This window comes from Pseudomonadota bacterium, assembly GCA_039196715.1.
Classification (GTDB): Bacteria; Pseudomonadota; Gammaproteobacteria; order CALCKW01; family CALCKW01; genus CALCKW01.
Map to the genome: position 1 here is coordinate 1 of JBCCUP010000043.1, position 26,859 is coordinate 26,859.

Genomic DNA, 26,859 nt, shown 5'->3' on the forward strand with positions numbered 1-26,859 from the left:
CGAAGACGGCTGGAAAGGCCGCCTCGAAGACCGCCGTCCGGCGTCCAACGCGGACCCGTACAAGGTCGCAGCCGCGATCATCAAGACCAGCACGGAAGCGCTGAGCTAAGGCTCGGCACAGAGTGGCACGCCCGACCCGGGCGTGAAGAAGGCCCCGCGCTCGCCGCGGGGTTTTTTTTGCCCGCACGCGCCGCACACGGGGTTGACGTGTCGAAAGCGGACGCGGTCGCCACCGGGCGCACTGGTCTACACTGAAGGGCCCCTCGCCTCGGGTTCCGCCTCATGGACGAGTACCCCAAGCTCAAGCTGCCCGACAGTCCCCAACTGATCGTCGAGCAGACCGACAAAGCCCTCGCGCAACGCCTGGACCCCAACTTCCGCTACGGCTACTTCAAGACCGTCGCCAAGGGCGGCAAGTCACTGATTCAGTCGTGCAAGGACATGCACCTCAATCGGGTCGTCTGCTACAAGTCACTTTTGCCCGAATTCGCCGACGACGAGATCGAGCAGAAACGCCTGCTTCGCGAAGCGCGCGTGTCGGCAATGCTGCAACACCCCAACACGGTCCCGACCTACGAGCTCGGTCGCACCAACAAGGGACACCTCTATTTCACCATGAAGCTCGTGCACGGCTACACCCTGCGTGAGATCTTCAACTACCGCGAGCGCTACGACCTCGGCCAGCTCGTGGGCATCATCGTCGATATCGCGTACGCGTTGGAGTACGCGCACAAGACCGGCGTCATCCACCGCGATATCAAACCCGAGAACATCCTCGTCGGCCCCTACGGCGAGGTGTTGCTGCTCGACTGGGGCCTGGCTAAGGTGTGGGACAAGGACGGTCAGCCCGCGCACCTCGAGGGCGAGTCGCTCGACAACGACACAACCGAACTCAGCATGACCGGCGCGCAGAAATTACAAGGCTCGCCCTACTATATGTCGCCCGAACAGATCCGCCGCGACCCGGACATCGACGCACGCACCGACCTCTTCAGCCTGGGCGTGGTCCTCTACGAGGCGGTGACCGGCCGCACGCCGGTCGAAGCCGAACGCATCGACCAGATCATCGATGCGACGCTCCACGACACCCCGCCACGGCCCTCGGACGTCGCCCGCGCCGTCCCGAAACTGATCGACACCACCATCATGCAGTGCCTCGAGAAAGACCCCGACGCGAGACTGCAGACCGCCGGCGAGATAATCCGCCTGCTGAAAGAGGAATGGTCGCTGGTCTGACACCGCCTCGGGCGCCAACGCGGCTGCTGGCAGCCCGAGGCGCCCTCGGGAGGACCCGGGTGCATCGCGCGCCCGTGTGCCACGAAATGCCGGATATAATGTGGGTTTAGCCATCCACTGGAGCCCGACGTGACCGCCGCCGCGCCCGCGAGCCAAGACATACGCACCTTCCAAGGCATGATCACCACGCTGCAGGACTACTGGTCCCGTCAGGGCTGCATCGTCCAGCAACCGTACGACATGGAGGTCGGCGCCGGCACCTTCCACACCTCCACTTTTCTCAGGGCGATCGGTCCGGAGCCCTGGCACGCCTGTCACACGCAGGCCTCCCGACGTCCCACCGACGGCCGCTACGGCGACAACCCGAACCGTCTGCAGCATTACTACCAGTTTCAGGTGGTCATGAAGCCGTCGCCAACCGACATGCAGGCGCTCTACCTCGGCTCGCTCGAGGCGCTTGGCTTCGACGCGCTGACCCACGACATCCGCTTCGTTGAAGACAACTGGGAATCCCCCACACTCGGCGCCTGGGGCCTCGGCTGGGAAGTCTGGCTCAACGGCATGGAGGTGACACAGTACACCTACTTTCAGCAGTGCGGCGGCCTGGAATGCAAGCCCGTGCTCGGCGAACTCGCCTACGGCATCGAGCGCCTCGCGATGTACATTCAGAACGTCGCCAGCGTCTACGACCTGATCTGGGCACACACGCCCAACGGTGCCATCACCTACGGCGATGTGTTCCACCAGAACGAAGTCGAGCAGTCGGCGTACAACTTCGAGCACGCAGACGTCGACGAGCTGTTCCACCACTTCGACGCCTGCGAGCGCGCGTGCAACCACCTGCTCTCGCTCGAAACACCGCTGTCGCTGCCGGCCTACGAGCACGTCCTGAGCGCATCGCACGCATTCAACCTACTCGACGCACGACACGCCATTTCCGTCACCGAACGTCAACGCTACATCCTGCGTGTGCGCACCCTGGCCCGCGGCGTCGCCGAGGCCTACGCCGCCAGCCGTGAACGCCTGGGGCACCCGCTGCTGCGCCAGCCAACTGCGGAGGTGAGCGCGTGAGCACCGCATCGCTGTTGATCGAACTTGGCTGCGAGGAACTGCCGGCCCACGCTATCGGGCCGATGGCCGAGGCACTCGGCACACAGTTGCAGCAGGCACTCGACAGCGACGGGCTGGTCGCGACCGACGCGACCGTCGAGGTCTTCGCCACCCCGCGCCGCATCGCCACGGTGATCTCCGCGGTGGGCGACGCGCAACCCGACCAGACCCAAACACGCACCGGCCCGGCCGTGGCGGCCGCGTTCGACGCTGCGGGCGAACCGACGCCTGCGGCGCTGGGCTTCGCCCGCTCCTGCCAGGTGGACGTCAGCGCGCTCGAGCGAGCCACCGACAAACAGGGCGAGCGCCTCGCGTTCACCTTCGTGCAAGCCGGGCAAACGCTGACGGAACGACTGCAGGCGAGGCTGCCAACGGTGTTCGACCAACTGCCGATGCCGAAGCGGATGCGCTGGGCCGACGGCGACGAGAGCTTTCTGCGACCGGTGCAGTGGCTGTGCGTGTTGCACGGTGACCAGGCGCTGGCCGTCGAAGCGCTCGGCTTGCAGAGCAGCGCACTGAGCCGCGGGCACCGCTTCCACGCCCCCGAGGCCTTCGCTGTCAGCCACGCCGACGCCTACGCCGAGACGCTGCGCAGCCAGGGCGAGCTCGAACCGGATTTCGGCAGGCGCTGTGACAGCATTCGCGAACAGGTCACGGGCCTTGCCGCGGAACTCGGCGGCACGCCGGTCCTGCCGGACGCTCTCGTGGCCGAGTGCGCTGCGCTGGTCGAGAAACCCGTCGCGCTCGCCGGGCGTTTTGATGAGGCTTTCCTCAGTGTACCGAAAGAAGTGCTGATACAGACCATGCAGGACGATCAGCGCTACTTCGCCCTGCTCGATGACAGCGGTAACCTGATGCCCGCCTTCATCACCATTTCAAATATCGCAAGCCTGAACCCTGACACGGTGCGCGAAGGCAACGAACGCGTGATCCGGCCGCGTCTGGCCGACGCCAAGTTTTTCTGGGACCACGATGTGCAGCAGCCGTTGGCCTCACACCTGCCCGCATTGAAATCGGTGGTGTTCCAGAAGCAGCTCGGCACCTTGCACGACAAGACCGAGCGGCTGGTGCGGCTGTCGCGCCACATCAGCGCGGAACTTGACGCCGATCAGGTTCTGACCGAGCGCGCCGCGCGGCTCGCCAAATGCGACTTGATGACCCAGACCGTGTACGAGTTCCCCGCCATGCAGGGCATCGCCGGCAAGTACCTGATCCACGGTGAAGGGGAGTCGATCGCCGTCGCCGAGGCGATCGAGCAACAGTATTTCCCCAAACAGGCCGGTGACGACACTGCATCGGGCATCGTCGCACAGGTGTTGTCGATCGCAGACAAGGCCGACACCCTGACCGGCATTTTCGCACTCGGCCAAAAGCCGACAGGCACCAAGGACCCCTTCGGTTTGCGTCGGGCCGCGTTGGGCCTGTTGCGCACGCTGATCGAACGCGACCTCGACCTCGACCTGCGCGAGCTCTACGCTGCGGCGGCGGACAGCTTGCGCAAACAACTCGACGATACCGACAAAGCCCTCGACGCCCTGCCCTACACCTGGGAGCGATTGCGTGCCTACTACGGCGACCAGGGCATCGACGCGAGTGTGGTCGACGCGGTCATGGCACGCGGCGTGACCCGCCCGGTCGATTTCAATCGCCGGGTACACGCGGTCACCGCATTTCTGGCGATGCCGGAATCCGACGCCCTGGCCGCGGCCAACAAGCGCTGCCGCAACCTTCTCAAGAAGGCCGATACGGACGCGGGCGCAATCGACACGGCCTTGCTCGGCGACGACGACGAGCGCGCCTTGCACGAGGTCATCGTGTCGACCCGCGCCGACGTCGATGGTCACCTCGCACGGGCCGACTACCCCGCGGCACTCTCGTCGCTCGCCGCGCTGCGCGCGCCGGTCGACGCCTTCTTCGAAAATGTCATGGTCAACGTCGACGACCCTGCGGTAAAAGCAAACCGACTCGCCCTGCTGCGCGCCCTAAGTGAACTGTGCTCGGAAGTGGCCGACGTGTCGGAGCTGTCCCGGTGAAGCTGGTCGTGCTCGACCGCGACGGCGTGATCAACGCCTGGCGGCCCGACGGCGTGCCCTCACCCGAGCTCTGGGAACCGATCGAGGGTTCCCTCGAGGCCATCGTCCGACTGAACCTCTCGGGCTACCGCGTGGTCGTGGCGACCAACCAGTCCGGGGTCGCGCGCGGGCTGTTCGACCTCGGCGACCTGCACGCCGTGCACCGCAAACTGCACAGCGCGCTCGACGCACTCGGCGGCCGCGTCGACGCGATCCTCTACTGCCCGCACCGGGACGGCGATGAGTGCGACTGCCGCAAACCCAAACCCGGCCTGCTGCACGACGTTGCACGCCGTCTCGGCACGGAACTGGTGGACGTGCCGGTGGTCGGCGACGCCCTGCGGGATATGCAGGCTGCCATGGCGGTGGGCGCGCGTCCCTACCTGGTGCGCACCGGAAAAGGGGACCGCACGCTCGAGGAAAACCCTGCACTCGCGCAGCAGGTTACGGTGTGCGACGACCTCGCTGCCGTCGTCGACCAGTTGCTGACCGCCAAAGAGGCCTGAGACCGTGTCGCACTCCCCCACGCCCTCACGCGCGCTGACCGCGGTGCGCAGCCTGCTGTTCACACTGGTGTTCTTTGCCTGGACCGTCGTCTTCTGTTTCGTGATGGTGGCGTCCTTCCTGGTGCCGCTGGTCTGGCGCTACCGGATCGTGCGTATCTACATCACCGGCACGCTGCTCGCACTGAAGTACATCTGTGGGCTGACCTACCGTGCCGAAGGCCTCGAGCACGTGCCCGACGAGCCGAGCATCATCTTCAGCAAACACCAGAGTACCTACGAAAACTTCGTGCTGATTGACGCGCTGCCGGACTCCACCTACATCGCCAAGCGCGAACTGCTCTACGTGCCGTTCTTCGGCTGGGGCATGGCGGCCTTGAAGTACATCACCATCGACCGCGCACGGGGCAAGAAAGCCATCCAGCAGATCATCGACCAGGCGAGAGTACGATTCTCGATGGGCCTCTGGGTCACGATCTACCCCGAGGGCACCCGGCTCCCGCCCGGCGAGAAAGTGGAGTACAAGGCCGGTGGCGCCCTGCTCGCGGCCGCGACCGGCCGAAAGGTCGTCATGGTTGCACACAACTCGGGCGAGTTCTGGCCCCGGCGCAGCTTCCTGAAGTGGCCAGGCACTGTCGACTTCGTGATCAGCCCACCCTACGAATCAGAGGGCAAGAGCGCGAGCACGATCCGCACGGAAACGCAGGCCTGGATGGAAAACGCGAGCGACCGCATCCATGTGCCGAACCGTTTCCCGAGCTGATACCGAAGCCGGGCCGGGTTCACTGCCGCACGGCACGCGGTGACATGCCTGTGACTTTTTTGAATTGCCGGCTGAAGTAGGATGGGTCGGCAAAGCCGAGCGCGTATGCCACCTCCGACACACTGAGGGCGGTGAAACGCAGCAAGCGCTGCGCCTCGAGGCATTTGCGCCGGTTGACCACCACCACCGGGCTCAGGCTTAGGCACGCCGTCGTCGCCCGCCGCAGGGTCCGCTCGGTCACCTTGAGGCGCTCGCAGTAGTCGCCAATGGTGTCATCGCGCGTGTAGTGCCGCTCCACGTCTTCGATGAAGGCGTCTACCAATTGCTGCTGAGCGTTCACACCGATGACCGTCGGCTCGGCGTGTTGCTCACAGGCTGCGACGGCGTCGCTGACCAACCGAAGCGCCGAGGTGGTGACATGCAGACGGCGGCCCGACTCGCTGAAGCAGCGCCACAGCGCCGCGCCGCTGGCAAACACGCCGTGATCTGCTGCGAGCGGTACCCAACGCGGCGCTGCGAGGAGTGAGAGCCAGCCGCGATCACCGGTCAGGCGCTCGTACTCTCGCAACAGCGCGTGGCTGATCGACACGACCTGGCCCGCCGCACCGGGCGAGAAGGCGAACTGGTGCACGACCATCGCTGGCACGATCAGCACACCCGCGCCGCGGAGCTGCAGGCGCTCGGCGTCCAGCTGGCAGTCGGCCCGACAGCGCTCGATGACAAAGAACTGAAACAGATCGCTGTGCCGATGGCGACGGATGCGGTGCTCGTGCCGCACGATGCTGGCGGCCAGGCATTCGACGTGGATGTCGTCCAGCGCCAGGGCACTGCGCGAACTGCCGTAGACGGCCGGTGCCGGGATCAGGGTGTCGCTGGCCATGGCCTCGAAGACAGACACTGCAATGTCCGAAAAGTACCCGTATTTGCACATTTAGTCCATTACGCAGGCCATCGGGATACCGTTTAATGCATGTATGAGCAAAACCTTCCGCACCGCGGTCGCGATCATTGGCGGCGGCCCGTCCGGCATGCTGTTGGCACAGACCCTTGCGCGCGCCGGCATTGAAAGCGTGGTGCTGGAGCGCACCAGCCGGGCGTGTGTGCTCGCACGCATCCGCGCCGGGGTACTGGAGTGGGGCTCCGTCGAGACGCTGCGTGCGGCGGGTGTCGGCGAACGAATGGACCGGGAGGGCATTGTGCACACCTCGGTGGGCATGGCGTGGGACGACAGCGCGCACCTGATCGACATCGCACACGCGTCGGGCCGCTCGATGATGGCCTTCGGCCAGACCGCGCTGACCGAGGAGCTGTACGCCGCCCGCGCGGCTGACGGCCAGGCCGTGTTCCACGGTGTCGAGACAGTCAGCCTGCACGACGTGACCGGCACGCCGAGCATCCGATTCGAGCACGAGGGCACTGCCCACACCCTGCAGTGCGACATCATCGCCGGGTGCGACGGCTACCACGGCGTGAGCCGCCAGGCGATTCCGGCTGACAAACGTCGGGAATTCGAGAAGGTCTACCCCTTCGGCTGGCTCGGCATCATGTCGGAGACCCCGCCCTTGCCAGAGCTCTGGTATGGGGCCGGCGAGCGTGGTTTCTGCCTCGCCTCGCAACGCAACCCGATGCTGAGCCGCTACTACGTGCAGTGCCCGTTGTCGGACACCGTCGAGGACTGGTCCGACGACCGCTTCTGGTCGGAGCTGACCGCGCGCCTGCCCGCGCACCTCGCGGACCAGGTTGTCACCGGCCCGTCGATCGAAAAGTCGATCGCGCCGCTGCGCAGTTTCGTGTGCGAACCCATGCAGTGGGGCAAGCTGTTTCTCGTCGGTGACGCCGCGCACATCGTGCCCCCGACGGGCGCGAAGGGGCTGAACCTCGCGATCTCCGACGTGCACTACCTGTCGCGCGGCCTGATCGAACACTATCGCAGCGGCGACAGCACCCGGCTGCAGGCCTACTCGGACACCGCCTTGCGGCGCGTTTGGGCGACAACCAAATTCAGTTGGCAGATGACCAATCTGCTGCACCGCTTCCCCGAGAACGACGCAATTGATATCCGCCTGAAACGGGCGGAGTACGATTTCCTGACCCAAAACACCCTGGCTCAGGCCGCGCTCGGCGTACAGTACGCCGGCGTGCCCTACGAAGACTGACCACATGGAGGCAAGCATGTCTCGCGACTCCCGCGACTACGACGACATCCCGGGCACCTACGTGTTCGACGGCAAGCGCAACCGAGAGGGCTACCACCTGAACATGTTCTGCATGACACTGAACACCGAGGCCGGGCGCGAAGCCTTTCGCACGGACCCGCGCGCCTACCTCGACACCTTTCCCATGACCGAGGCGCAGAAACAGTCCGTGCTCGATCGGGACTGGCTCGGCATGCTTCAGCTTGGCGGCAACATCTATTACACCTTCAAGATCGCGGCATTCGACGGCCTGTCCATGCAGGCGATCGGCGCGGAGATGGACGAGCGGCCGATCACCGAGGACGACTTCCGCGCCATGATGGTCAACGGCGGGCGGCCGATCGACGGCAACCGCAGCAAATCGGAGAGCAAGTGATGGCAACCGTTGTCGGCGGCGTAGGCACGTCGCATATTCCCGCTGCAGGCGCAGCAATCGATCACGGCAAGACCGGTGAGCCCTACTGGTCGACGTGGTACGAGGGCATCCAACCGGGCAGGCAGTGGATGGAGGCGCTGAAACCCGATGTCTGCATCGTCGTCTACAACGACCACGCCTCCGCCTTTGCCCTCGACCTGATCCCCACTTTCGCGATCGGCGTCGCACCGGAGTTCAAGCCGGCTGACGAGGGCTACGGTCCGCGACAGGTCCCGGTTGTCGAAGGGCATCCGGAGCTCGCCTGGCACCTGGCGGAGCACCTGATCACCCACGACTTCGACATGACCATCGTCAGCGAGATGGACGTGGATCACGGTTGCACTGTGCCGCTGTCTATTCTGTTCGGTCAGCCGACGTCCTGGCCCTGCAAGGTCATTCCGATCTGCGTCAATGTAATCCAGTACCCCCAACCGAGCGGCAAGCGCTGCCTCGCGCTCGGCCGCGCGCTGCGAGATGCAATCAAGTCCTTCCCCGACGACCTGCGGGTGTGCGTGTTCGGCACCGGCGGGCTGTGCCACCAACTCCAGGGCGAGCGCGCCGGCGTGATCAACGAAGGCTTCGACATCGAGTTCATGGACAAGCTTGTCACCGCACCCGATGAGATCTCGCAGTGGTCGCTGACCGACTACATGCGCGAAGCCGGCTCAGAGGGCGTGGAGATGGTGATGTGGTTTATCATGCGTGGCGCACTCGAGGAACAGGCACACGAAGTCTACCGCTACTTCCACGTACCGATCTCCAACACCGCGTACGGCTTGCAAATCCTTGAAAGCGGGGAGACTGCCTGATGCGCATCGCCATGGCCGGCAACGGCGCCTTTGCCAACAAGCACCTCGACGCCGTGGCCCGCATCGACGGGGTCGAGGTCGTCACCATCGTCGGGCGCGAGGGCGACGACGATGGGTTGCGTGCTGTCGCGGAGAAGCACGCCATCGCGGACTGCACCACCGACTTCGACAGCGCGCTGGCGCGTGAGGACGTGGACGCAGTGATCCTCACCACACCGACACAGTTGCACGCCGCGCAGGCGATCGCCTGCCTAGAGGCCGGCAAGCACGTGATGACCGAAATTCCGATGGCCGACAACCTCGCCGACAGCGAGGCCCTGGTGGCCAAGCAACGCGAGACCGGTCTGGTGGCGATGGTCGACCACACGCGCCGGTTCAACCCGAGCCACCAGTGGCTGCACACGCAATTTGCCGCTGGCGAGCTCAGGCTCCAGCACCTCGTGGTCGAGACCTACTTCTTCCGACGCACCAACACCAACGCCCTCGGCGAACCGCGCTGCTGGACCGACCACCTGCTCTGGCACCACGCCTGCCACACTGTCGACCTGTTCCAGTACCAGACCGACGAAATCGCCAGTCACGTGCAGGCCATGCAAGGCCCGACACACCCCGAGCTCGGCATCGCGCTCGACATGAGCATCGGTATGAGTGTGCCCTCAGGCGCGTTGTGCACCCTGAGCCTGTCGTTCAACAACGACGGGCCGCTCGGCACCTTTTTCCGCTACATCTGCGACAAGGGCACCTGGATAGCGCGCTACGACGACCTGGTCGACGGCCGTGAACAACCGGTGGACGTGTCCGAGGTCGACGTGAGCACCGACGGTATCGAGCTCGCCGACCGCGAGTTCATCGCCGCCATCCGCGAGGGACGTGAGCCCAACAGTTCGGTGGCGCAGGGGTTGCCGGCAATGCAAACCCTGGATCGTCTCGAACGCGTGCTGCACGGGTAGTTGCCATGCCCAGTCCCGGTTACCTGCCCTGGCACCCCAGTCCGAAGCGACCCGACACCGCGTTGCCGGCCGGGGCCTGCGACGCGCACTGCCACGTGTTCGGCCCCGCTGCCGACTTCCCCTTCGCCCCCACGAGCACCTACGAACCCGTGGATGCCTCGGCGACGGACCTCTTCGCGCTGCACAAACACCTCGGCATCGCGCGTTCGGTTATCGTGCAGGCGAGCTGTCATGGCACCAACAACGACGCTATGGCCGATGCGCTGGTTCGCGGCGGCGACAACTACCGCGGCGTTGCGGTGGTCGCCAACACGGTGAGCGAGGAAGAACTGCAAGCCCTGCACAACGCTGGCGTGCGCGGCGTGCGCTTCAACTTCGTCAAACGGCTCGGTGGCGGCAAGCCCTTCGACTACTACGCGCCGATCATCGACAAGGTCGCTGCGCTGCAGTGGAGTGTCGTGGTCTACCTCGAAGCGCACGACCTCGCCGAGATCGCCCCGTTCATCCAGCGGATTCCCGTCCCGGTGGTCATCGATCACATGGGCCGGGTGCCGGTACAGGCCGGCACGACGTCGGACAGCTACCGACTGCTGGCGAGCCTGCTCGAAGACGACCACTTCTGGGTCAAGATCAGCTGCCCGGAGCGGCTGTCCCAGTCCGGCCCGCCGTATGCCGACGTCGACACAGTCGCCCGCGCGCTGCTCGCGCACTGCCCCGATCGCGTCCTCTGGGGCACTGACTGGCCTCACCCCAACATGAAATCGCACATGCCGGACGACGGTCTGCTGGTCGACCGCCTGGTCAGCGTCTGCGACCACGACAGCGCGGTGCTGCAGCGCGTGCTGGTGGACAACCCGACACGCCTCTACTGGAGCTGACGCATGCGACACGTCGCCGTTCGCCACATCCGACGCGTCGACGCCGACACGGTCGACGCCTTCCGTTCACAGGGTGTGGCCACCGTGCACGAGGCCTACGGCCGACAGGGCCTGTTGAAGCCCTACATGCGCCCGATCTACCCGGGCGCGCAGACCGCCGGCAGTGCCGTGACGATCCTCGCGCAACCGGGTGACAACTGGATGGTGCACGTCGCGATCGAGCTCTGCCAACCCGGCGACGTGCTGGTGGTCGCGTGCACCACCGACAACACAGACGGCATGTTCGGCGATCTGCTCGCGACCTCGGCCAAGGCGCGCGGTGTGCGCGGCCTGGTCATCGACGCCGGGTGCCGCGATGTGCACGACCTCAAGGCCATGCAGTTCCCCGTGTGGTCACGCGCAGTCAGCGCCAAGGGCACGGTCAAGAACACCCTCGGCGCCGTCAACGTGCCGGTGGTGTGCGCGGGCCAGCTCGTGCACCCCGGCGACCTGATCGTCGCGGACGACGACGGCGTCGTGTGCGTGCGCCGCGCGGATGCCGCGGACGTGCTCGACAAAGCCGCTGCGCGCGAGGCGCTGGAAGCCGACAAGCGGAACCAGCTCGCGGCTGGCGTGTTGGGGCTGGACATGTACAACATGAGACCGGGGCTCGAGGCCGCAGGCTTCACCTACGTCGACAGCCCGGACGACCTGTAGTGCTCCAGCCCTCTGTAAACCACGGATTCAGCGCCCCTGTACGGAAGGCGCACTAGGACCGCACCATGATCATCGACTGCCACGGACACTACACCACCACCCCGCCGGGCGTCGGTGCATACCGCGACGCACAGAAAGCGGCGCTGGAGAACGACCCGGCTCACGTCGGCGAAAAAGGCGTTATGGCGGTCAGCGACGACGAAATCCGCGAATCGATCGAGACCAATCAGCTCCGATTGCAGCAGGAACGCGGCACCGACCTCACGATCTTCTCGCCCCGTGCAAGCTGGATGGGCCACCACGTCGGCAACGCAAACACGAGCCGCTTCTGGACAGAGCACCAGAACGACATCATCCGCCGCGTGTGTGACCTCTTTCCGAGCAACTTCGCCCCGGTCGCCCAGCTGCCGCAGTCACCGGGTGTGCCACCGGCCGACTCGGTGGCCGAGATCGACCGGGTCGTCGGCGGCATGGGTTTCATCGGCATCAACCTCAACCCCGACCCCTCGGGCGGCTGGTGGAACGGTGTCTCACTCGCCGACCGGGCTTTCTACCCGATCTACGAAAAGATGGTCGAGTACGATATCCCGGCGATGATCCACGTCAGCGCCGCCTGCAATCCGGCCTTTCACACCACCGGCAGTCACTACCTGGGCGCCGACACCACGGCCTTCCAGCAATTGATGATGTCCGATGTGTTCAGCGACTTCCCGTCGCTCAAGGTCATCATTCCGCACGGCGGCGGCGCCGTGCCCTACCACTGGGGCCGCTTCCGAGGGCTGGCGCAGGACCGTGGGCTGCCGACACTCGACGAACTGGTGTTGAACAACGTCTATTTCGATACCTGCGTTTACCACCAGAGCGGAATCGACCTGCTGCTGAAGGTCATCCCGGCCAAGAACATCCTGTTCGCCTCGGAGATGATCGGCGCGGTGCGCGGTGTCGACCCGGAGTCCGGCCACCATTACGACGACACCAAACGGTACATCGACGCAAGTGAGCTCGACGCCGACGACAAGGCGATGATCTTCGAAGGCAACAGCCGGCGCGTGTTCTCTCGCCTCGCGCTGCCATGAGCGTCGGCATCCCCTGCAGCTGGATACGCGGCGGCACGAGCAAGGGCGCCTACTTTCTCGCAAGCGACCTGCCTGCCGACGAGCCGGAACGCGACCGGGTGTTGCTCGCCATCCTCGGCAGCCCCGACCCCCGGCAGATCAACGGCATCGGCGGCGCAGACCCGCTGACCTCCAAGGTCGCGATCGTCTCGCCACCGAGTCGCACCGACGCCGACATCGATTTTCTGTTCCTGCAGGTGTTCGTCGACAAACCGGTGGTCACCGACGCACAAAACTGCGGCAACATCCTCGCAGGCGTGGTGCAGTTTGCGGTCGAACGGGGACTGCTCGCCGCCCGCGACGGCACCACCGTCGCGCGCGTGCACATGCGGAACAGCGCGCAGGTCGCCGAGGTGGAGATCCGTACCCCCGGCGCCCGCGTGACCTGGTCGGGCGACGCGCAGATCGACGGCGTGCCCGGGTCGGCGGCGCCGGTGTTGCAGAATTTCCCGGAGGCAGCCGGCAGCAACTGCAGCGCGCTGCTGCCCACCGGTAACGCGCGCGACACCGTGGCCGGCGCCGTGGTCACGCTGATCGACAACGGCATGCCCGTCGTCGTGTTGCGGGCGAGCGACTTCGGTATCAGCGGCACGGAGACCCGTGACGCGCTCGATGCCAACGACACGCTCAAGGCTGGGCTCGAACGGGTACGTCTCGCCGCGGGCCCGTTGATGAACCTCGGCGATGTCAGTGACAAGAGCGTACCGAAGATGACGCTGGTGTCGGCGCCGCAGCACGGTGGCACTGTCACGTCGCGGACCTTCATACCCCACCGCTGCCACGCCTCGATCGGGGTGCTCGGTGCGGTCAGCGTGGCCACCGCCTGCGTGCTCGAGGGCAGCGTGTGCGACGGCATCGCGGGCAAACCCGACGCCACCGGCCGGGTGTCAGTCGAGCACCCGATCGGCGAGGTATCGGTCGTCATGGCGACGTCGATCGACGGCGGCGAACTCACGGTGAGCAAAGCCGCCGTGCTGCGCACGGCCCGAAAACTCTTTGACGGCACCGTGTACCCTGCCGACTGAGCCCTCAGCGACGGCAACCATGGCACAGCACACCTTCGGTGTCATCGGCACCGGCCATTTCGCGTCCTACACGATCAAGGCCCTGCGTGCTGGCGGCAACACCGACCCGATCGTGCTCTCGCCGCGCAACGCCGACTACGCCGCGGCGCTCGCCCGTGACCAGGGCTGCCGCGTTGCCGAGGACAACGCCGCTGTCGTCGCGGCGGCCGACACCGTCCTGCTCGCGGTCAGACCCCACCAGCTCGACGCCGCCCTCGCCGACCTCCGGTTCCGGCCCGAGCAGACCGTGTTGTCGTCGCTCGCAGGGGTGCCGCTCGCCACCCTGCACGACAAGGGGCTGCCAGCGCACACCGTGCGGATCATGCCATCGAGTTTCGTCGAAGCCGGCGATGCGGTGTTCCCGCTGTTCCCGCCCTCCAACGCAGTCGAGCAGCTCTTTGCCGCCGCAGGACGGGTGGTCGTGTTCGACGACGAAACCGCATTCGAGCGATCGGTGCTGATCGCCTGCGCGCACGCGTGGTGTTACGCGCTGCTCGCGCACATGACCGACTGGTTCAGCGAACACGGTTGGCCCGAGGACGTGGCCCGCGACATGGTCGTGCGCCACCTGCGCGGCACCACGACCTACGCCCTGGCACACCCCGATACGCCGTTCGACGCCATCCTCGAGGGCATTGCCACCGACGGCACCTTCACCCTGGCCGGACTCGAACACTTGCACGCGCAGGACGCATTCCGCCCGTGGTCCGAGGCCTTCGCCCGACTCGACCGCGAACTGAACCCGAACTGAGGCAGACGCCACTCACTCCCGCGCCAAACCGAACAGCGCTGCGGTGTTGCGCTCGGCCTGCGTAACGATGTGTTCCACCGGCTGCGCGCGCAGGGCTGCCACGCAGTCGACCACCTCCGGCAGGTACGCCGGCTCGTTGCGCTCGCCGCGGTGCCGGGCACCCGGCTGGTCGGGCGCGTCGGTTTCGAGCACCCACACGTCGTCCGGCAACCGGCGCACCAGCTCACGCAACCGCGTCGCCCGGTCGTGTGTCACCGCCCCGCCGATGCCGAGGTGGAAGCCGCGGTCGATCAGGGCACAGGCTTGCTGCCAACTGCCGGAGAAACTGTGAAACACCCCGGTGAGTCCGGGCGATCGGCGAACGCGCTGCGTGGCGAGGTCGACGGCCTTGCGCGCGTGCACGATCACCGGCAATCGACGCGCCGCGGCGACGGCGATCTGCGCATCGAACAGGCTGAGCTGAACCGCCTCGGTGTCCCGCGCGTTGACGTGAAAATCGAGACCGCACTCGCCCACCGCGACCGCGTCGTGGTCATCGAGCCAGTGCTCCAGGCGTGCAGCCGCACCGGCGCCATGCGCGTCGAGGTAGCACGGGTGCAGCCCGTAGGCAGCGTGGCACAGCCGATCGGCAGCGGCCACCGCCGCCACGGCCGACCAACGCTGTTCGGTGACGGACGGCAATACGAAGCGCTCGACACCGGCCGCGCGCGCGCGCGCGACGACCGCAGCACGGTCCGGGTCGAAGGCCGGAAAGTCGAGGTGCACGTGCGAGTCGATCAGGGGCATGGGTTCGGCTGCCGTGCGTGCGTTTCGCCGATGGCGCGGCGCAGTGGCCGCGCTGGCGCCAGGGCCGCCGCCGCGGTGTTCTCGCGCAATTGCGCCTCGGTGCTCACCCCCATGACCACGGTCGACACCCCGGGTTGCGCCACGGTCCAGCCGAGGGCCATTGCGGCGGGTGTGACACCGTGCGCCTCGGCAATGGCGCAATACCGTCCCACCGAAGCCGTGGCGCGCTCCGTGGTGTAGCGGTCGTAGTAGTCCGGCCACCGTGCCAACCGGGTGGCATCAGGGCGAGTGCCGCCCTGGTATTTTCCACTCAGCACACCGTCGGCAAGCGGTGCGTACGCCATCAAGCCAAGCCCCTCGCGGTGCAGCACCTCGCCGAGACCGATCTCCGCGGTGCGGTTGAGCAGGTTGTAGGGGTTCTGCACGCTGACCACGCGCTGCAAGCCATGCCGTTCGGCCAACATGAGGTAGTGCATGACGCCCCAGGGCGTTTCGTTCGACAGGCCAATGTGCCGGACGCGGCCCTCTTCCACCAGCACCGTCAGCGCCTCCAGCGTTTCGAGGATGGGTGTGGCACCGTGGTCGTCGCGCGGTGCGTAGCCAAGCCGACCGAAGTAGTTGGTGCTGCGCGCGGGCCAGTGCACCTGGTAGAGATCGAGGTAGTCGGTGCAGAGCCGATCGAGGCTGGCCGACACCGCGTCTCGAATGTGCGTGCGTGTGAGCTGCGGCCCACCGCGCAGGTAGCGCAGCTTCGCAGCCGGGCCGCTGACCTTCGACGCGATGCACACACGGTCGCGGGCCTGGCGCGCCAACCAGACGCCGAGGATCGATTCGCTCGCGCCCTGCGTTTCCGCGCGCATCGGCGAGGCGTAGCTCTCGGCCGTGTCGAACGCGGTCACACCCAACGCGAGGGCGGCATCGAGCAGGTCCTGCGCGAGCGCAGCGTCAACCTGCTCGCCGAAATTCATCGTGCCAAGGGTCAGTGCACTGACCGTGGGGCCCGCCGTGCCGAGTTGACGAAGCTGCACCGGGCTGCCTCCTGCGCCGTGTCTTGCCGTGCGTCGATCCGCCCTAGCCTATTGACTGGCGCGGTCGGACGCCAGTCCGTGCGGCAGTCCCACTGCGTGGGTGTCGCCGCGGTGTCAGTCGATCAGCAAGGTCAACACGCTGGTGTGGCTGTAACGCCGCCCGGCGTGGATGTCGCAGTCAGCCCGGTAACCGATCAGCGGGAACTGCCCCAACGCGGCTCGGATCGAGGCGAGCTCGGTGCCTGGCGCGCTGTTCGACACACGCCCGCCGATGTACACGCCGGCGCGGATGGTGCGTCCCCGCGTGCGTTCGACCGCCTGGCACAGCAGCGTGTCGAAGTGTCGCCATGCCGCATCGCCGTCGCGGCGGTAGAAGCGCAGCCGCCCACTGAGTGCAATCCGTTCGTCCACGCGAAACGAACGGGTGACCGGGTCGATCGAGAGAAAGTCGGCGGGCGCAAAGTCCTCACCGCCGGTTTCAGTCGCGAGTGCGGGACAGATGAAGCTGGTCAACCGGTCGAGATCGCGACTCAGGAGTTCGCCAGCCTCGTCGAACAACACGTCAAGCGCCGGCCGGCCGTTCAACTCGCGGATGTCACCACCAGCCATGCGGGTGACGGCGTGGGTGCTGCCCAACGGGGAGCAGCCGAGTGCGCGGCCACTGAAGACATCGACGTCACGGCCGAAGACCACCCCGGACACGCCACCGCTGATCACGTTCACCGCAAGCTGCAGTCCCGGTCGCCGCCGGCCGATCAGGCCACCGACCAGCGGCGCGTCGCCGATGTACCGACTGAGTTCATCGACCATGTCGAGCCCACCGGGGTTGCTCGCATCGCCGTGAATCAGCGCACCGCTGAGTCCGTTGCGCTGTCGCCAACCGTGCAGGCTTGCCAGGCGCCCGGCCAGACTTCGACGCGCACCGGCGAGAATGCGGAACTGGTCGACCGCCACATCACCGACCATGATCGCAAGGCTGCCACCGTTGCGGTATTCGACGCAGTCGGCCATCAACCCGTCGACCGTGGCGCCGACCCAGTTGACGCGCGGGAACGCACGGTAGAGTTTTTCGATCAGCGGCTCGAACTGGTCGATCAGATCAGTGGAGAGGTACACCACCCCCAGCGTCGCGCCAACCGGCGCGTCCTCGAGTTGCGCCAGGCATTCGGGCAACATGGCATCAATGTGTCGCCCAGCCGCGTGACCAACGGCAAAGCCGCCCAGGGCACGGGAACGAAGCACGGGATTGACAGAAACAAGGCCCTGCATGAGGCGCGGACTCACATTCGACTTGGGCGCAGTCTACGAACGCCACACCGGACCCAGCGAGACCCAGTCCACACTCTACACGCCGCACGGTCGCGCACCGCTGCGAGGCCATCGACACTGGTTCAGGTTTGATACTGGTCGCGCGCAACTGGCTCAGGCGTGTGCGCATCATGGCGCCAAACGCTCGAATTCGAGGTCCTGTACGCGGTGCCCGAGCAGGAGCCCGCGCGCTTCGAAGCGCGTTTGCATGCGGTAGGCCGGCGGCTCGGAAGCCAAGCCCTCACCGACGCGGTTGCGGAACTGGGCGCAGGTGCCGATCGCCTCGTGCATCCATTCGGCGTAGGGCTCCCAATCGGTCGCCAAGTGCCAGACCCCACCCGGCACGATGGCACGTGCGGCGATTTCGGCAAATTCGGCGTTGATCAGACGGCGCTTGTGGTGCCGCTTCTTGTGCCAGGGGTCGGGGAACAACACCAGCAGGCGCGCGACCGACGCAACGGGCAAGCGTTCGCCGAGCGCAATCACCGCGTCCTGCTCGAGCACGCGCAAGTTGGCGATGCCGGTCTCCTGCATGCGGTGTAGACAGTGGCCCACGCCGGGACGGTGCACCTCGATACCCAACACGTTGATGTCGGGGTGCGCCGCTGCCAGCGACACCAGGCTTTCACCGTTGCCGAAGCCAATCTCGACCCAGAGCGGCGCGTCGCGCCCGAACAGGGTGACCGGGTCGATCGGGGTGTTGTCGACAGGCACCCCGAACGCCGGGTACAAGTCGTTGAGCGCGCGCGACTGCGAACCGGTCAATCGACCGCTCCGCAGCACGAAACTGCGCACGGCGCGGCGTGGCACGTCAGGTGGGTTGGGGGCGTCTTCGGTCACGGCGGCGTGCGGGTACCTGCGAGGCGCGTAGGGTACCGCGTCACTGTCAGGCTGTCAGGTTCGGACAGGGTTGGCTTTCGGTCCGGGCGAACAGCCGAGACTGCCCACAGTGGGCAGCCCCCATACGGACTCAGGCGATCCGTCGGTTGCCATCGTTGGCCGAGTAGCACTGCTCGAGCAGCACATCGAGGTCCCGCAGGCCGAGGCCCTTGCGACCCAGTCGCGTGATCAGCACCGAGTCGTCGACCAGCTGCACGCGGTTGCCGTTCACGTCGATCGGCAGGTACTCGGTGGCGACCCGGCAGATGTCGCCGAGCTGGATCGCCTGGGACAGGGTCGGCTTGCCCGAGGTGGCGAGCTCCACCGCCTTGATCAGGCGCTTGTCGATGCCCATGCGGATCATCACCAACTCGGTCACCAGACCCTTGAGCAGGAAGACGGCGTCGTCCAACTGTTTCTCGGCTTCGAGGCGCTCGGCGAGCTCGGGGTCGGTGAGCAACAGAGTCGCCACACCGCAGCCGCTGAACATGCCGGCCATTTCGGCCGCCAGGGGGTCGACGTCCTCGATGCGCTCGGCGATCAGCCGACAGAAGTGGCCGACGCTGCACAGGTAGTCGCTCGCACGGCGCAGACGCGCGTGCAGGACTGAGCCCCCGTCCGGCCAGGGACAATTCTCAAGCACCGTCTTGAGGTACAGGATCAACTCGTCGGCATCGAAGCCCATCGCCAACTGTTCGAGCTTGGTCAAGCCGCTGCGCGCAAAGGATTCGCTGTTCATCACTGCGAAGCTGGTCATGTGCAACGCGAGAAACGGGTCCTTGCGCAGCATCTCGACCAGCAGCTCCCGGTCCGGCTCGCCGAGCTGCAACACTTTTTCGAGGCGCGCCACTGCGCTCGGGTCCACCGGCACCTTGAGGTCACGGGAGGTGTAGGCGGAGATGATCTTGTCGAAGAGCGGTCGAACGTTGTCGGCAATGTCGAGCTCCTGCACCAACGTCGACGACGCGATCTGCTGGTTCATCAGGACCGAGAACTGCTTGCGGTCCACGCGCACGAGCTGGGTCTCCTCGAGCGCGATCAACTCTGCCGGGCGCGGGTTGCGGTCGAACAGCGGCGGCTGGTTCTCGTGCTTCGCCCGCACGGTTTCCTCAACGCCGTTGTGCGTCTTGGTTTGCACCGACCCGCTCACGAGAAACACCATCCAGCGGTGTTCGTCGGCACCGAGCAGCTGCTGCCGCTTGCTCATCGTAAACGCGGTAGCGCCCCGGGAGAGTTGCGCCAGGTGCGCGTCGCTCAGGTTCTGCAGCGGATCAAATCGCTTGAGGGTCGAGACCAGCAAATCCTGATCGGAAGTCGGTTGGGTCATCGCAGGCTCCTGTGCACCGTACCGGCACGCGTCGACGCGCGTGCTCTCAGCCCGAATTCAAAGCAACAAACCCGCCAGTTGACCTGCCGATTCCCCGCCGGACCGCGCCCGACACAGGGCACTGGCCGACACCGCATCACCAGCCGTGTCCCACCCGATTTTAGTGCTTTATATCAATCACTTGAGCGATGTAAACCAGAATCCGATCAACAGAGCATCAGCGTCCATCCGGCGCAGCGGGCGCAGCGGGCGCCGATGGCAACAGGAACGTTCTCTTGGATTCCAGTCGATTCCTCGACGGCAGTCGCGCCGAGTGCGCGTAGGCGCTCCACCACGTGCTGCACCAGCACCTCCGGTGCAGACGCACCCACTGTCACACCGACGTGCGCGGCGCCTTGCACCCAGGCCGAGTCGATAGCCTCGGCGTTGGCAATCGGGTAGGCCGGGATGCCGCTGCGCTCGCCGCGCTCGCGCGACCGGTTGGAGTTCGAGCTGCTGGTCGCACCGACCACGAGCAACACTGCCGACCGCCCGCGAGACACCGTGGGCGCTCAGGATGACAGTCTAGTCATCGGGAACGTCGTCACGTTCCTCGACGAAGACGGCGCCTTTTTCGCGCAGCCCGTTGACGACGAATCACTTGTGCACGACTTCGTGGCGCACGTGAAGTGACGGACCGTGCAACTGCAGCGCGCGCTCGACGACCTCGATCGCACGATCGGCACCGGCACAGACACCGCGTGGATTCGCTGACAGGACTTCCCTCACCTACCCCTTGTCTTCGGCGGCACGGGCACCCGGCTCGCCGCGCAACGACACCCAGATCATCAAGGCCGCACCGCCCGTGATCGCCATGTCGGCGACGTTGAAGGTGGGCCAGACGAAGCTGCCGTAGTACCACTGCACGAAATCGATCACGTAGCCCAGGCGCACCCTGTCGATCAGGTTGCCGATGGCACCAGCCAATATCAGGCTCAAACTGATCGACAACACCGGCTCGCGCCGCCAGGCCCGCCAGATCCAGACCACCAGCACGACACTGACAACCACGCTGACCACGACGAAGAACCAGCGCTGCCAACCGCCGGCGTCGCTCAGGAAGCTCCAGGCCGCCCCGGTGTTGTAGGCGAGGTTCCAGTTGAACCAGCTCGCCACCGGCACCGGTTGGCCATAGGCGAGGTTGGCCTCGGCGACGACCTTGCTGATCTGGTCGAGCACCACGATCACGGCACTGACCGCGTACAAGAGAGCGGGCCGCATCAGCAAAATTCCCGCACCTCACCCTCGCCCAGCACATTCTCGACACAGCGACCGCAGAGGGCCGGGTGCGCCGGGTCAATGCCGACGTCCGCGCGCCGGTGCCAGCAACGCACGCACTTGGTGTGCTCGGATGCCGCCACCCCCACGCGAAGCGCGCCGCCGGCAAATTCGGTCTCGACGGCGTCGTCGGGCGCCGACTCGAGCGGTGAAACGACCGCACTCGACGTCAGCGTGACAAAGCGCAGCTCGTCGCCAAGCCGCCCCAGAGTCGCACCGGTGTCGGCGTCGGCGTACAGCGTGACCTCGGCATCAAGTGAACCACCCACCTGTTTGGCGTTGCGTGCATCCTCGAGCGCCCGGTTGACCGCCATGCGCACATCCAGCACCCGCTGCCAGTCACCACGCGACAGCGCACTGTTGTCGTCCAGCGGCGGCAGATCGGTGTACCAGGTCTCCAGGTGCACCGACGCACTTCGCTCGCCTGGCAGGTGCTCCCAGATCTCGTCGGCGGTGAAGGAGAGGATCGGGGCGATCCAGCGCACCAGGGTCTCGGCCACGCGGAACAGCGCGGTCTGGGCCGAGCGCCGCGCACGGCTGTTTTCCGCCGTGGTGTACTGGCGGTCCTTGATGATGTCGAGGTAGACCCCGCCGAGGTCGACCGCGCAGAAGTGGTGGATCTTCTGCACAACCTGGTGAAACTGGTAGGCGGTGTAGTCGTCCTGAATTGCCTGTTGCACTTCGGCCGCGCGGTCGAGCACCCAACGGTCGAGCGCGAGCATCGCCTCGGGTGCGACGCTGTGTTGTGCCGGGTCGAAACCGTTGAGGTTCGACAACAGGAAGCGCGCCGTGTTGCGGATGCGGCGGTAGGCGTCGGCGTTGCGCTTGAGGATTTCGCGCGACAGGCTGATCTCGCCACTGTAGTCGGTCGAGGCGACCCACAGGCGCACGATGTCGGCACCGAGTTCCTTCATGATTTCCTGCGGCTCGATGCTGTTGCCGAGCGACTTCGACATCTTGTGGCCCTTCTCATCCACCGTGAAGCCGTGGGTCAACACCTGCCGGTACGGCGCGTGGCCGTTGATCGCGCAGGAGGCCAGCAAACTCGAGTGAAACCAGCCGCGGTGCTGGTCGGAGCCCTCGAGGTACATGTCCGCCGGGTAGGTCTGGCTGTCGCGGCGCTGAAGAACGTGAAAGAAGGTCGTGCCGGAGTCGAACCACACGTCCATCACATCGGTTACACGGCTGTATTCCGCCGCGTCGTCAATCAGCTCCTCGCTCGCGAGATCAAACCAGGCTTGTATCCCACCCTGCTCGATGTGGCCCGCGACCGTTTCGATGATGGTCTGCGTCTCGGGGTGCAGCGAGCCAGTCTCCTTGTGCACGAACAAGGGGATCGGGATGCCCCAATACCGTTGCCGCGAGATGCACCAGTCGGGCCGGTTGGCGATCATGCCCTCGATGCGAGCCCGGCCCCAGCCTGGCACCCAGTTGACCTTGGCGATTTCGGCGAGTGCCGTGTCGCGCAGCCCCTGTTGGTCCATGCTGATAAACCACTGAGGCGTCGCACGGTAGATGATCGGGGTCTTGGTGCGCCAGCAATGCGGGTAGCTGTGCGGGTAGTCTTCGGCCTTGACCAGCGCCTTGTGCTCGCGCAGCACCTCGAGCATGTGCGCATCGACCTTCATCACATGCTCGCCGCCGAACAGCTCGACGCGCGACTTGAAGAAGCCGTTGTCGTCGACTGGCTCGAGCAGTTCGAGGCCGTACTCGCGCGCCACGTTGAAGTCGTCAACTCCGTGGTCGGGTGCCGTGTGCACCGCACCGGTGCCCGCCTCCAGTGTGACGTGCTCACCGAGCATGATCAGCGACTGGCGCGCGTAGAACGGGTGCTGGAGTTGCATCTTGTCGAAGGCGCCGCCCGGCGCGGTCGCATCGACCTGCCACTCGGCGACGCCGTAGCGCTGCATGGCAGCCTCGACCATGTCGGCCGCCAACACGACCTGCTCCAGCCCGAGGCCGAGGTCGGCCGAGACCAGCGCATAGTCGAGCTCCGGGTGCAGAGACACACCGAGGTTGCCGGGCAAGGTCCAGGGGGTCGTGGTCCAGATGAGCACCGAGAGCGGTGCCGCGCCGTCGACCCCGAACGCGGCGCGCATGGCCCCGGCGTCGACGGCGGCGAAGCGCACGTCGATTGCGGTCGAGACCTTGTCCTGGTACTCGACCTCGGCCTCGGCGAGCGCCGAGTGCGCGCCCCAGCTCCAGTACACCGGTTTCACGCCTTTGTAGACGTGGCCACGCTCGATGATCCGACCGAGCGCACGCACCGCGTCCGCCTCGTTCTGGAAACTCATCGTCAGGTAGGGGTCATCCCAATCGCCGAGGATGCCAAGGCGTTTGAACTCGGTGCGCTGCGCGTCGATCTGGCCAAGCGCGTACTCGCGGCAACGCGCTCGGAACGCACCAACGTCGACGTCTTTGCCCGGTTTACCGATTTCCTGCTCGACCTTGTTCTCGATCGGCAGACCGTGGCAGTCCCATCCTGGGATGTAGGGTGAGTCGTACCCGTCGACCTGCCGGCTCTTGACAATGATGTCCTTGAGCACCTTGTTGACCGCGTGCCCCATGTGGATCACGCCGTTTGCGTATGGCGGGCCGTCGTGCAGGATGAACTTCGGCCGCCCGGCACTGTGATTGCGAATCGCCGCGTGCAAGTCCATCGCCTGCCAGGCGGCGAGCCGGTCCGGCTCGCGTTTGGGCAGGTTGCCGCGCATCGGGAAATCCGTGTGCGGCAGGTTCAGAGTGTCTTTGTACGGGTTGTCGTCTTTGCTCACGGCAGGTATCCACGCCGAGTCGGCGTTCAGGCTGAGTGTTGAGAATCACGTCGCGAAATGTGGTGGCCAAGCGGATCGGCCCGCGGCCGGACAGGTCTCGAAGACACTGCGGCGCCCGGTGCACGTTCCGGTGTTGCCAGCACACCCACCGGCGTGTTTCTGCAAGCGTTCAGGGCACAACATGTGCCCGATACGGTCATAACGGCTAACCCCTCAGTTTAGCCTAAAGCACACCCCGACCGGGTGTCTTGCCGGGGCCGCTCACGCCAGTACGGTTCAGGCGGAGCGCGCCACCCAGTCGCGCGCCGCGCGGGCATCGTCGGCGATCGCCGCCTTCAGCGCGTCGAGCGAGGCGAAGCGCTGCTCTGGCCGCAAGCGGTGCCGCAGGGTCAGCCGAAGGTGGTGACCGTAATAGTCTCGCTCGGTGTCGAACACGTGAACCTCGACCCGTGGTTGTATGCCGTTGACCGTCGGGCGGCTGCCGACGTTGCAGACACCGAAGCGGTCGGGCTCCCCCACCTCAGAAACGCCGACGACAAAGACCCCGGACACCGGCAGCACCCGCCGACCCGGTTTGAGGTTGGCGGTCGGGAAGCCGAGCGTGCGGCCGAGGGCGTCGCCGCGTATCACCCGCCCGCTGAGCGTGTAGGGGCGTCCCAACAGCTTTTCAGCCAGCGCGAGGTCGCCCGCGGCCAGTGCGTCGCGCACCCGCGTGCTGGACACGCGTGCATCGCCACTCAACCAGGTCCGGGTCGACTGCACCTCGAAGCCGTGCTCCGCGCCCGCCTCGACAAGCATGTTGAAATCGCCCGCCGCGCGCGCGCCAAAGCGAAAATCGTCACCGACAACAAGGTGTCTGACCCCGAGCCCATTCACCAGCCAGCGGCTGACGAAGGCCTCCGGCGGCTGACTCGAAAAGCGGCCGTCGAAGCGGCACACGAGCACCCGGTCAACGCCCGCCGCTGCGAGCAGGGGCAGCTTCTCGCGCAAGGTCGTGAGCCGTGCCGGGCAAGCGTCGCCACCGAAGTGTTCGCGCGGTAGCGGCTCGAAGGTCATCGCAACCGTCGGCAGTGCAAGCGCATCTGCCCGCGCCCGCAGCCCGGCCAGCACCTGTTGGTGCCCGGTGTGAACGCCGTCGAAGTTGCCGATCGTGGCAACGCAGCCCCGGTGTGCCGGGCGGAGGTTGTGGAGGTGGCGGATCAGTTCCACGGTGCAGCAGCTCGATGTTCTCAGGGACCGCCAACCGTCCGAAGCGCGGACGGTCGCAAGCCCATACATGCCAAGGCTGTCACATAGGCTGCGGTAGAGGCGGCAATTATACCGCCGAGCGTCAGCACGCGCTGACGCATCGCCACCTCGCCCCACCACGCCGGCTCCGGCGACAGCGCCCACATCACGAGCACCATGACCGCGCAGGCCACGGCGAGCTGCGCCGCAGCCCGCGCGCCAGCCCGACTCGGTCGCCAGCTCACTGTGTCGCGCAGGCAAAAGGCAAGCAGACCCGCTTGCAGCAGCGTGCTCAGCGCCGTTGCGGCCGAGAGCCCGATGTGGGGTGCGGCGTGGCCCGCGCGCAGCAGGCCGAGGCCGAACAGCACACAGCCGATCATGTTGAGCGCCATGCAGCCGACGGCAATGCGCACCGGCGTACGCGTGTCCTGCCGCGACGAGAAAGCCGGCGTGAGCACCTTGATCACGATCAGCGCAGGCAACGCCAGGGCCAGCACCCGCAGAGCCAGTGCCGCCATGTCACGGTCGGTGTCATCAAAGGCCCCGTACTGGAACAGGGTCGCAATCACGGCGTCGGCGAGGCCGGCGAGGCCGAGCGCCGCCGGCAGACCCAGCAGCAGCCCCACGAACAGCGCCCACTGCACCGTGCGCTCGAAGGTGTCAGTGTCGGACCGTTGGTGGACGCGGGCGAGCTGCGGCAGGATCACCGTGCCGAGCGCCACCCCGATCAGGGCGTGCGGGAACTCGAGCAAGCGATCGGCGTAATAGAGCCAACTGACGCTGCCCGCCACCATCATTGACGCCACCACCGAGCTCACCAGCGCGTTGAACTGGTATACCCCGGAACTCAACACAAAGGGCATCAACAGGGCCATGACCTTGCGCGTGCCCGGGTGTCGCCAGCCCCAGGACGGGCGCACCAGCAAGCCGAGCCGCGCAAGCGCCGGCAATTGGAAACCGAGCTGCACCACGCCCGCCAGCAGCACACCGATCGCAAGCGCATGGACCGGTTGCTCGAGCATCGGCGCGAGCCAGATCGCCGAGCCAATCATGCAGAGGTTCAGCAGAATCGGCGTCGCCGCCGGCACCGCGAACCGGCCGCGGCTTTGCAACACCGCGCCAGCTGCCGCCACAAGCGAGATGAAGAACACGTAGGGAAAGCAGATCCGGAGCATGGCGACCGCGGGGTCGTAGCGCTCGCCGTCGCCGACGAAACCGGGCGCGAAGACCCACACCAGCACGGGTGCGAGCACTGCGCCGAGCGCCGACACCGCGATCAACACCCCGCCGAGGGTGCCGATCACGTGAGCAATCAGATCGCGTGTGGCTGCTTCGTCGCCACGGGCATCGGTTTCGCTCAGTACGGGAACGACCGCGTGCGACACCGCACCCTCGCCGAACAGCCGACGCAGCAGGTTGGGGATACGAAAGGCGACAAAGAAGGCGTCGGTCAGGGGTCCGGCGCCGAAGCTCACGGCGATCACGAGGTCGCGCACCAGGCCGGCGACGCGCGACAGGAAGGTCATGCCACTGACGACCACGCCCGAACGCAGCAGGCCGCTCGCAGCGCGTTCGCTCACTGTTCCCCCCCACGGGCGTCTCTATGCGTTGACATGCCGCCAAAAATCGCAAATACTAGGGAGCTTAGCTGCGAAT

25 protein-coding genes and 1 pseudogene are annotated in these 26,859 nt (G+C 66.2%); 15 read left to right on the forward strand and 11 right to left on the reverse strand.

What is annotated here, in order from left to right; translation table 11 throughout:
• From AAGA11_14550 to AAGA11_14575, 6 genes are all read left to right on the forward strand, one after another.
• On the forward strand, positions 1-109 hold a 109-nt coding region (locus AAGA11_14550; protein MEM9604084.1), incomplete at its 5' end, for a glutamine synthetase.
• 173 nt (positions 110-282) lie between these two features.
• Positions 283-1,236 carry a serine/threonine-protein kinase gene (locus tag AAGA11_14555; GenBank protein ID MEM9604085.1) on the forward strand — a complete coding sequence of 318 codons (954 nt, stop codon included), beginning with the start codon at positions 283-285 and terminating at the stop codon, positions 1,234-1,236.
• Positions 1,237-1,413: 177 nt separating this feature from the next.
• Complete coding sequence (gene glyQ, locus AAGA11_14560; protein MEM9604086.1) at positions 1,414-2,307, forward strand: glycine--tRNA ligase subunit alpha; 894 nt, start codon at positions 1,414-1,416, stop codon at positions 2,305-2,307.
• Entirely contained in the window at positions 2,304-4,379 is a 2,076-nt protein-coding gene (gene glyS / locus AAGA11_14565) for a glycine--tRNA ligase subunit beta (protein ID MEM9604087.1), read from the forward strand. The genes glyQ and glyS overlap by 4 nt, the downstream gene beginning before the upstream one ends.
• Positions 4,376-4,924, forward strand: a complete 549-nt coding sequence (gmhB, locus tag AAGA11_14570) for a D-glycero-beta-D-manno-heptose 1,7-bisphosphate 7-phosphatase (protein ID MEM9604088.1) — start codon at positions 4,376-4,378, stop codon at positions 4,922-4,924. Before glyS ends, gmhB begins: the two co-directional genes overlap by 4 nt.
• Before the next feature lie 4 nt (positions 4,925-4,928).
• The gene (locus tag AAGA11_14575) at positions 4,929-5,684 is read left to right on the forward strand and encodes a lysophospholipid acyltransferase family protein (protein ID MEM9604089.1); all 756 of its coding nucleotides are present in this window, start codon (positions 4,929-4,931) and stop codon (positions 5,682-5,684) included.
• A 19-nt stretch (positions 5,685-5,703) separates the two neighbouring features.
• Here the strand turns inward: AAGA11_14575 and AAGA11_14580 are convergent, their stop codons facing one another.
• Complete coding sequence (locus tag AAGA11_14580) at positions 5,704-6,582, reverse strand: AraC family transcriptional regulator (protein MEM9604090.1); 879 nt, start codon at positions 6,580-6,582, stop codon at positions 5,704-5,706.
• A gap of 76 nt (positions 6,583-6,658) precedes the next feature.
• Here AAGA11_14580 and pobA point away from each other — a divergent pair, with 76 nt between their 5' ends.
• From pobA to AAGA11_14625, 9 genes are all read left to right on the forward strand, one after another.
• Positions 6,659-7,840, forward strand: a complete 1,182-nt coding sequence (gene pobA, locus AAGA11_14585; protein ID MEM9604091.1) for a 4-hydroxybenzoate 3-monooxygenase — start codon at positions 6,659-6,661, stop codon at positions 7,838-7,840.
• A 16-nt stretch (positions 7,841-7,856) separates the two neighbouring features.
• A complete protein-coding gene (gene ligA, locus AAGA11_14590) occupies positions 7,857-8,255 on the forward strand; it encodes a protocatechuate 4,5-dioxygenase subunit alpha (GenBank protein ID MEM9604092.1) in 399 nt (132 codons plus the stop codon).
• On the forward strand, positions 8,255-9,103 hold the full coding sequence (locus AAGA11_14595; protein MEM9604093.1) for a class III extradiol dioxygenase subunit beta: 849 nt from the start codon (positions 8,255-8,257) through the stop codon (positions 9,101-9,103). Before ligA ends, AAGA11_14595 begins: the two co-directional genes overlap by 1 nt.
• A complete protein-coding gene (locus AAGA11_14600; GenBank protein ID MEM9604094.1) occupies positions 9,103-10,053 on the forward strand; it encodes a Gfo/Idh/MocA family oxidoreductase in 951 nt (316 codons plus the stop codon). Before AAGA11_14595 ends, AAGA11_14600 begins: the two co-directional genes overlap by 1 nt.
• 5 nt (positions 10,054-10,058) lie before the next feature.
• Entirely contained in the window at positions 10,059-10,931 is an 873-nt protein-coding gene (locus AAGA11_14605; GenBank protein ID MEM9604095.1) for an amidohydrolase family protein, read from the forward strand.
• Between the two features lie 3 nt (positions 10,932-10,934).
• Positions 10,935-11,627, forward strand: a complete 693-nt coding sequence (locus AAGA11_14610) for a 4-carboxy-4-hydroxy-2-oxoadipate aldolase/oxaloacetate decarboxylase (GenBank protein MEM9604096.1) — start codon at positions 10,935-10,937, stop codon at positions 11,625-11,627.
• Positions 11,628-11,692: 65 nt separating this feature from the next.
• Positions 11,693-12,703: an amidohydrolase family protein gene (locus AAGA11_14615; GenBank protein MEM9604097.1), complete on the forward strand. Its 1,011-nt coding sequence runs from the start codon at positions 11,693-11,695 to the stop codon at positions 12,701-12,703.
• Positions 12,700-13,767 (forward strand): 4-oxalomesaconate tautomerase, encoded by a 1,068-nt coding sequence (locus tag AAGA11_14620; GenBank protein ID MEM9604098.1) that lies wholly within the window; start codon positions 12,700-12,702, stop codon positions 13,765-13,767. The genes AAGA11_14615 and AAGA11_14620 overlap by 4 nt, the downstream gene beginning before the upstream one ends.
• A gap of 19 nt (positions 13,768-13,786) precedes the next feature.
• Positions 13,787-14,557, forward strand: a complete 771-nt coding sequence (locus tag AAGA11_14625) for an NAD(P)-binding domain-containing protein (protein MEM9604099.1) — start codon at positions 13,787-13,789, stop codon at positions 14,555-14,557.
• Between the two features lie 12 nt (positions 14,558-14,569).
• On the opposite strand, the gene AAGA11_14630 is transcribed toward AAGA11_14625, so the two are convergent.
• From AAGA11_14630 to murJ, 10 genes and pseudogenes are all read right to left on the reverse strand, one after another.
• Positions 14,570-15,343, reverse strand: coding sequence for a TatD family hydrolase (locus tag AAGA11_14630; GenBank protein MEM9604100.1), 774 nt, complete (start codon positions 15,341-15,343; stop codon positions 14,570-14,572).
• Positions 15,334-16,371, reverse strand: a complete 1,038-nt coding sequence (locus AAGA11_14635; GenBank protein ID MEM9604101.1) for an aldo/keto reductase — start codon at positions 16,369-16,371, stop codon at positions 15,334-15,336. Before AAGA11_14635 ends, AAGA11_14630 begins: the two co-directional genes overlap by 10 nt.
• Positions 16,372-16,485: 114 nt before the next feature.
• Positions 16,486-17,547 carry an FIST N-terminal domain-containing protein gene (locus AAGA11_14640; GenBank protein MEM9604102.1) on the reverse strand — a complete coding sequence of 354 codons (1,062 nt, stop codon included), beginning with the start codon at positions 17,545-17,547 and terminating at the stop codon, positions 16,486-16,488.
• A gap of 261 nt (positions 17,548-17,808) precedes the next feature.
• Positions 17,809-18,519, reverse strand: a complete 711-nt coding sequence (trmB, locus tag AAGA11_14645; protein MEM9604103.1) for a tRNA (guanosine(46)-N7)-methyltransferase TrmB — start codon at positions 18,517-18,519, stop codon at positions 17,809-17,811.
• A gap of 130 nt (positions 18,520-18,649) precedes the next feature.
• Entirely contained in the window at positions 18,650-19,885 is a 1,236-nt protein-coding gene (locus AAGA11_14650; protein MEM9604104.1) for a cyclic nucleotide-binding domain-containing protein, read from the reverse strand.
• A 206-nt stretch (positions 19,886-20,091) separates the two neighbouring features.
• Positions 20,092-20,653: pseudogene (locus AAGA11_14655) on the reverse strand (hypothetical protein).
• The gene (gene lspA, locus AAGA11_14660; GenBank protein MEM9604105.1) at positions 20,654-21,145 is read right to left on the reverse strand and encodes a signal peptidase II; all 492 of its coding nucleotides are present in this window, start codon (positions 21,143-21,145) and stop codon (positions 20,654-20,656) included.
• A complete protein-coding gene (gene ileS / locus AAGA11_14665) occupies positions 21,145-23,916 on the reverse strand; it encodes an isoleucine--tRNA ligase (GenBank protein ID MEM9604106.1) in 2,772 nt (923 codons plus the stop codon). Before ileS ends, lspA begins: the two co-directional genes overlap by 1 nt.
• 336 nt (positions 23,917-24,252) lie before the next feature.
• Positions 24,253-25,185 carry a bifunctional riboflavin kinase/FAD synthetase gene (gene ribF, locus AAGA11_14670; protein MEM9604107.1) on the reverse strand — a complete coding sequence of 311 codons (933 nt, stop codon included), beginning with the start codon at positions 25,183-25,185 and terminating at the stop codon, positions 24,253-24,255.
• Between the two features lie 20 nt (positions 25,186-25,205).
• Complete coding sequence (gene murJ, locus AAGA11_14675) at positions 25,206-26,783, reverse strand: murein biosynthesis integral membrane protein MurJ (GenBank protein ID MEM9604108.1); 1,578 nt, start codon at positions 26,781-26,783, stop codon at positions 25,206-25,208.
• Positions 26,784-26,859 lie beyond the last annotated feature (76 nt).